Source organism: Chlamydiota bacterium (genome assembly GCA_016178055.1).
Lineage (GTDB): Bacteria > Auribacterota > JACPWU01 > JACPWU01 > JACPWU01 > JACOUC01.
Window position 1 is genome coordinate 1 of sequence record JACOUC010000056.1, and the last position, 6,871, is coordinate 6,871.

The 6,871-nt window shown below is 43.1% G+C and carries 7 protein-coding genes; 1 reads left to right on the forward strand and 6 read right to left on the reverse strand.

Going from position 1 to position 6,871, the window contains the following annotated elements; genetic code table 11:
• Nucleotides 1-355: histidine kinase (locus tag HYS07_08410; GenBank protein MBI1871197.1), on the forward strand; the 355-nt coding region annotated here is incomplete at its 5' end.
• Between the two features lie 154 nt (nucleotides 356-509).
• Here the strand turns inward: HYS07_08410 and panB are convergent.
• From panB to HYS07_08440, 6 genes are all read right to left on the reverse strand, one after another.
• The gene (gene panB, locus HYS07_08415; protein MBI1871198.1) at nucleotides 510-1,325 is read right to left on the reverse strand and encodes a 3-methyl-2-oxobutanoate hydroxymethyltransferase; all 816 of its coding nucleotides are present in this window, start codon (nucleotides 1,323-1,325) and stop codon (nucleotides 510-512) included.
• Nucleotides 1,318-1,821: a 2-amino-4-hydroxy-6-hydroxymethyldihydropteridine diphosphokinase gene (gene folK, locus HYS07_08420; protein ID MBI1871199.1), complete on the reverse strand. Its 504-nt coding sequence runs from the start codon at nucleotides 1,819-1,821 to the stop codon at nucleotides 1,318-1,320. Before folK ends, panB begins: the two co-directional genes overlap by 8 nt.
• Nucleotides 1,822-1,833: 12 nt before the next feature.
• Entirely contained in the window at nucleotides 1,834-3,006 is a 1,173-nt protein-coding gene (locus HYS07_08425) for an LL-diaminopimelate aminotransferase (GenBank protein MBI1871200.1), read from the reverse strand.
• A 255-nt stretch (nucleotides 3,007-3,261) separates the two neighbouring features.
• The gene (locus HYS07_08430; protein ID MBI1871201.1) at nucleotides 3,262-4,071 is read right to left on the reverse strand and encodes a 4-hydroxy-tetrahydrodipicolinate reductase; all 810 of its coding nucleotides are present in this window, start codon (nucleotides 4,069-4,071) and stop codon (nucleotides 3,262-3,264) included.
• A gap of 49 nt (nucleotides 4,072-4,120) precedes the next feature.
• A complete protein-coding gene (locus HYS07_08435) occupies nucleotides 4,121-5,191 on the reverse strand; it encodes an IS630 family transposase (protein ID MBI1871202.1) in 1,071 nt (356 codons plus the stop codon).
• Nucleotides 5,192-5,394: 203 nt separating this feature from the next.
• The gene (locus HYS07_08440; GenBank protein ID MBI1871203.1) at nucleotides 5,395-6,261 is read right to left on the reverse strand and encodes a 4-hydroxy-tetrahydrodipicolinate synthase; all 867 of its coding nucleotides are present in this window, start codon (nucleotides 6,259-6,261) and stop codon (nucleotides 5,395-5,397) included.
• Nucleotides 6,262-6,871: the final 610 nt, after the last annotated feature.

The window sequence follows — 6,871 nt, forward strand, 5'->3', positions numbered from 1 at the left end:
CCATCAAACCAAGAACTTAAATGTGGTCCGCAACAATGCCCTGCGGCTTCTCAAGCTGATGAATCAGCTTTTAGACTTAATAAAAATTGATGCAGGGAAACTGGAGCTTCGTTTGAGCCAGGTGAATGTGAGGGATTTCTTCAGGGAGATTGAGGATTCTATGTCTTCTCTAGCCGAGCAAAAGAATCTGAAGCTTTCTTTTGAGTGTGAGGAATCACTTGAAGGTGAATTCGACCGAGACCAGATTGAGAAGGTGGTCATGAACCTGATTTACAATGCGGTCAAGTTTACGCCAGAGGGTGGGTCGATTGAGGTGAGAGCGAGAAGGGTGGAGGACACCTCATCCTCAACCTAGTAGAGATTCCCCAAAATTCTGTCGTTCGTAAGCAGAAGTTATTGCTTAAGAAGGAGAAAGATCTTCTGAGGCACGAAGAAGACAAAAGACGATGGCTGAAAAGGATATTCAAATGGGAATAGTTACCTAAAACCTGCGTGAAAAATGCTATTTTTCACGCAGGTTTTAGGTAACTATGTTCCTTCCCTGGGAAAATTCCTTTTTCAACCTCTTCTTTATAATTTTCAAAAGCCTTTTTCATCGCATCCGAAAGACAGGCATAGCGTTTGACGAATTTGGGTTGAAATTGAGTATAAAGCCCAAGTAAATCATGACTCACCAAAATTTGTCCATCACAATGAATTCCCGCTCCAATTCCAATCGTGGGAATCTTAAGCTTGGCCGTGACCTCTTCTGCAAGAGGAGAGGGAATACATTCTAGAACAATACCTAAAGCGCCCGCTTCCTCCAAAGCCAAAGCATCTTCCAGAATTTCTGTTTTTAGAGAAGCGCTCTTACCCTGAACATGATAACCACTGTAAGTCAGGACATGAGTAGGAGTCATTCCAATGTGGCCAAGAACAGGAATTCCAAGACCCACTAATTTTTTTGTGAAAGGGGCCATTGACTTTCCCCCTTCTATCTTGACTGCTTGAACATTTGCTTCCTGGATCAAGCGACCCGCATTGCGAAGAGTTTCTTCTTCTGTAATGCCATAAGACAAAAAGGGCATATCGGCTACCACCATCGAGCGTTCCACGGCTCGAGTCACCGCAAGTGAATGACGAATCATATCTTCCATCGTCACTCTCAAGGTAGTAGAGTCTCCCAGAACGACCATACCCAGGGAATCCCCGACAAGAATAAGATCAATCCCAACTTCATCCAAAATTTCCGCCATGGGAAAATCATAAGCCGTCAGGGCTAGAATTTTTTTTCCTTTTTGTTTTTTAGACTGAAGAAATTTAGGGGTCACTTTGTCTTTAGACATTTGCCAACTCTTTAATAGGAATAATTTTCTTTACGACAGATTCATCCTTTAAATGGATCAATAATTCCCGCATGGTTTTCCCGATGACCGGATGAATCAAGTTTTCATCTAACTCACAAAGAGGTTCCAAGACAAATCTTCTTTCGTGCATGCGAGCATGAGGAAGATGCATCAACTCCTCTTCAATCACAGTTTGTCCATAAAGCAGTAAATCAATATCCAAAGTTCGAGCACGTCCCCGTTCAGGAATTACCCGGCCCAAAGAGGCCTGAATATTTAAAAGCTTATGCAAAAGATAAAGATGATCCAGACTCGAGTCAATCTCTAACACAGCATTATAGAACCATTCACCTTCGCAGGCCACGGGTTCTGTTTCATAAATACTTGAGAGCCTTAGAACTTGCACTTGAGGCAAAAGACTGATCTGGCTAATGGCCTGTTTTAAAAACCCCAGGCGATCTCCAATATTTGATCCTAAACCGATATAGGCTTTCATTCTTAAAATTTCCTAATTTCTACCGACCACCCTCTTTTCCAATCTTAAAACCGCTTCGCGGATTCTTTCAACAGGCAAAGTAATGGAGAATCGAATATAGCCTTCTCCGCTCGAACCAAAACCAACGCCAGGAGTGACCACTAAACCTAATTCCTCGAGAAGCTGAAGTGCCATACCCTTCGATGTCAAACCACTCGGCACCGAAGCCCAGATATAAAAAGAGGCGTCTGGATTTTTGACTTTCCAGCCTGCACTGCGAAGCCCTTTCACCAAAACATCTCTTCTCTCACGATAAATTTCTAAAAGATGCTGCAACTCTTGATCAGGAAGACGAAGCGCTTCCACCCCCGCCCATTGAATGGCATAAAAAATTCCTGAATCCAAATTCGATTTGACCTTTGCAAGTCCTTTCAAAATTTCAGCATTCCCAACTGCAAAACCGATTCTCCACCCTGTCATGTTAAATGTTTTGGAAAGAGAATGAAATTCAATTCCAATGTCTTTGGCTCCTGGAACCTCCAAAAAACTGTGAGGTTTCTCCCCATAATAGATTTCAGTATAAGCCGCATCATGGCAAACAAAAATATGATTTTTCTTCGCAAATTGAAATGCTTCATCATAAAAGGAAAGATTGGCCGTCGCCCCGGTTGGATTGTTGGGATAGTTAATGAACATCAACTTCGCCTTTGAAAGGTCATTTTTTGAAAGAAGAGAAAAATCAGGTAAATAATTATTTTTTTCCAAGAGGCTCATATAAATGGGTTCACCCCCTGCAAACCAAGTCCCCGCCTGATACACGGGATAGCCCGGTTCAGGAACAAGAACACGATTGCCTTGATTAATGAAAGCCAGTGGAATATGACCTATCCCCTCTTTAGATCCAATGAGAGGAAGGACTTCTGTATTCGGATCAAGATGGATCTGAAAACGCCGCTCATACCACTCAGAAATGGCCTTACGAAATTCGGGAAGCCCCGCGTCTAAAGCATAACGATGGTTCTTAGGCTCTTGAGCCGCTTCTGAAAGTCGATCAATGATGGGTTGAGGGGTCGCAATATCAGGATCCCCAATCCCCATATCAATAATGTCTTTTCCTTCTGAAAGCGCCTTTCTCTTCGCTCGATCAATTTCCACGAAAAGATAGGGGGGAAGTTTTGTGAGTCGATCTGCATATGTAAAATTCATTTTATTCTCCAGCATGAAAATCCAAATATCAGTCATGAAAATAGAGACGTTGTTACTGGCTATTCCCCTCCTTTGTACCCCAAAGGGGAGGAACTCAATTTTCATCCACTTGGGTGGACTGAAAGTTCATGATGACAAATATCAAAAATCAAAATGACAAATTAAAATCTAAAATGTCTCCCTTGCAATTGCATTAGAAATTTTGATTTTTAGGTTGTCATTTTGCATTTTGATGTTTGATATTTGATATTTGATTTATCTCAACCCCAACACATCCTGCATATCATATAACCCAGCCTTTGCCTTAACCACAAATTGAGCGGCCCGCAATGCACCCTTGGCAAAGGGCTCTCGACTGTGAGCCCGATGAATCAACTCTAAACGTTCACCGGAACCTGCAAATAAAATAGTATGATCGCCCACAATGTCTCCGGCTCGAACAGCGAAAACCCCAATCTCATTTTTTTTGCGTTCCCCCACCATTCCAGACCTGCCTGACACAACATCTCCATCCAAATCCCGGCCTAAAGCCTCAGCAAGAACTTTTAAAATTCCCTTGGCTGTTCCGCTCGGGGCATCTTTCTTGAGTCGATGATGAGCCTCTATAATTTCTATGTCATAATCTTTCAAAAGGGGAGCCGCCTCTTCCACTAATTTAAAAAGCAAATTTACTCCCACGCTCATATTGGGCGCTTTGACACAAGCAAATTTTTTTGAAAAATCGTGGATTTTTTTTTCTTCCTCGGTCTTAAATCCAGTGGTTCCCACGACAAGAGGAATTTTCTTTTTCTCAACTATTTTCAAAAGCTGTAAGGTTGCCTCTGGGCTTGAAAAATCAATCACCACTTGCGCATTTTTCAAGATCTCTTCACCGTCGCTTAAAAATTTTACACCCAAAGGTCCTCTTCCCAACACTGTTCCAACGTCTTCTCCCAAAAGGGAACTCCCCTCTCGTTCCAAAGCCCCTACCAGTTGAAAAGTCGGGTCTTCAAGGGAGTTTAAAATAATCTGGCGTCCCATTCTGCCAGAAGCACCATTCATCACGAACTTTATTTTTTGATCCATGGTTTTATCCGAAAATCAACCTGTTGACCGGTTCGCTAGTGTAGTGCGTCTAACGCTTCTTTACTTTTGAGATCTTTTCCAGGATGCGTTCTACCGAAGCGCTCCAGATAAAGATCTTTGGGTTTTGATTGTGATTTTCAATGTATTGATTGATTGCTTGGATGAGCACAGGGACATTATAAAAAGATCCACGGCGTATTCTTTTGTCGGTGATCTCCCGAAACCAGCGTTCCACCATGTTAAGCCAGGAACTTGATGTAGGAATAAAATGTAAATGAAAGCGAGGGTGACGCCTGATCCAGGATTTTACGCCGTCGTGTTTATGGGTGCTGTAGTTGTCGATGATTAGATGAAGATCCAATTCATGAGAAGTTTCTTCATCAATATGCTTCAGAAAGCGAATGAACTCCTGATGCCGGTGTCTCGGCATGCAGTCACCGATGACTTTGCCGTCCAGCATGGAGAGAGCCGCAAAGAGAGTCGTTGTCCCGTGACGCTTATAGTCATGGGTTTGTTTAGCCGGAATACCCGGTCTCATGGCGAACATGGGTTGTGAACGTTCAAGCGCCTGAATCTGACTTTTCTCGTCAAAACACAGAACCAAAGCCTTATCAGGTGGATTCAGATACAGGCCTACAACGTCATGTAGCTTTTCAATAAAGTGTTTGTCGTTGCTAAGTTTGAAAGTTTCAATGAGATGAGGTTTTAGATTATGCTGCTTCCAGATGCGGCGCACAGTAGCTTCGCTTAAGCCCTGGGCCTTTGCCATGCTCCGAGTGCTCCAATGGGTAGCGTTAAGTGGTGTTGAGTGCAGGGTCGCATTAACAACCTCGCGTATTTTACCTTCCGATATCTTTGGGATGCGGCCTGGACGAGGCGCATCTTTTTCAAGGCCAGATAATCTAAGAGATAGAAACCGGTCCCGCCAAAGCTGGACAGTTGGCCGTGAAATGTTCATTTGCAAGGCAATATCCTGGTTCATAACACCCCCTGATGCCATGCGTATAATATTGGCTCGCTGGACAAGCCTTAAAGGCGCGCTTCTTTGGCGAGACCACCCATCCAAGGTGGCTCGCTCTTCGGATGATAACACTATGGGTTCCGCAACACGGCTCATCATTTTTAGGATACCAGAGAAAAGCATATAAGTAAAGTTAATTATGACGCACTACACTAGTTTGCCGGTTCTTTTATCTCTTTAAGCTTTTTGCTTTCGACTCGCTCGAAGCTCGAGGCTAGAAACGCAGCTAGACGCTGGAAGCTAGATGCTAGATGCAAATACGTTACTACTTCCAGCCTCTAGCTTCCAGCCTCCAGCCATTTTTAAACAAGTTTTGCCTTTTTCAATTCTCTCTCCAAAATCTTCCGATTTTCCTCACTCATCTTGACCAAAGGCAAACGAACTTCTTCATGAATCATTCCCATCATTGCCATCGCAGCCTTCACCGGGGAAGGATTGGATTCAAGAAACAGAGCCTTGCACAACGGAAATAATTCTAAATGAATGTCTTTGGCCAATGGAAGTTGCCCGCGGTCCCAGGCATCCATCATATCCTGAACCTTACGGGGTAAAATATTGGCTAAAACAGAAATCACCCCCACCCCTCCAATCGAAAGAACAGGCAGTGTCAAAGAATCATCCCCTGAAATAATGGATATATCACATAGAGAGGCAATATGCGTCATTTGATCTAAATTCCCACTCGACTCCTTCACCGCAACAATATTTTTGATCTTTGCCAATCGCTCAAATGTCTCAGGCAAAATATTAACTCCAGTTCGGCCAGGAATATTGTAAATAACTAAAGGAATTTTAACGGCATGAGAAACAGTAGCAAAATGTTGAAAGAGTCCCTCTTGAGTCGGGCGATTATAATAAGGAGCAATCAACAAAGCCGCATCGGCCCCGACTTCCTCGGCATGCTGCGTTAACTCAATGGCCTCTTGGGTTGAATTAGATCCTGTTCCAGCAATGACAGGAATGCGGCGGGAGGCTATCTCAATAACAATCTCAATCACCTTTTTATGCTCTTCATGAGAAAGGGTCGGAGACTCCCCCGTTGTCCCGCAAGGCACCAAAGCCTTGGTCCCATTTTGAATATGAAATTCAACCAATTTTTCCAAAGCCTTCTCGTCTAATTTTCCCTTTTTAAAGGGCGTCACCAGAGCCACCATCGAACCGCGAAACATAAAATCCTCTCCCTTCATGAACGAATGTAAAATTGGGGGGTATTATAGCGCACAACAAAATCTAAAACAACGATTCACTCAAGACCTCTTTTATTTTACTTGCTCTAAGTGTTAAATCTCACACTCTAATCGTAAGAAAGTGGAAGTAATGATTTAATTCTTCCAACAAAAAGGCGCATAAAGTACAGTGCTAATTTGGTCAAAGTTCGCACTGTTATAAAACCTTTATGCGCTTGTGAAATATTTTAGCACTCCTCAGGATTTTGAACAATTTAAATTTAAGATTAAATTAGTACCGTGTCCTCATTGCCATAGGATCGGGTTTTTGATCCTGCATGGCCCTCTGGTCGGGTTTTGCCTCGATCCCAACGGCCATGCCCTTAAAAGAGGCCATCGTTACTTCTGCTCCAATCGAAAGCAACGCTCAGGCTGCGGTAGAACTTTTTCTATTCTCATGAGCCATGTCATTAAATATTTCTCCATGAGTACATGCTCTCTATGGAAATTCCTATCCTCTCTCAGGCAAGCTCAATCGAAAAATACTGTCTTTAAAGATTTAACGTTCCCCTTTACCGTCCGATGCGTTAACCGCTGGCTGGAGAAGTTAAAA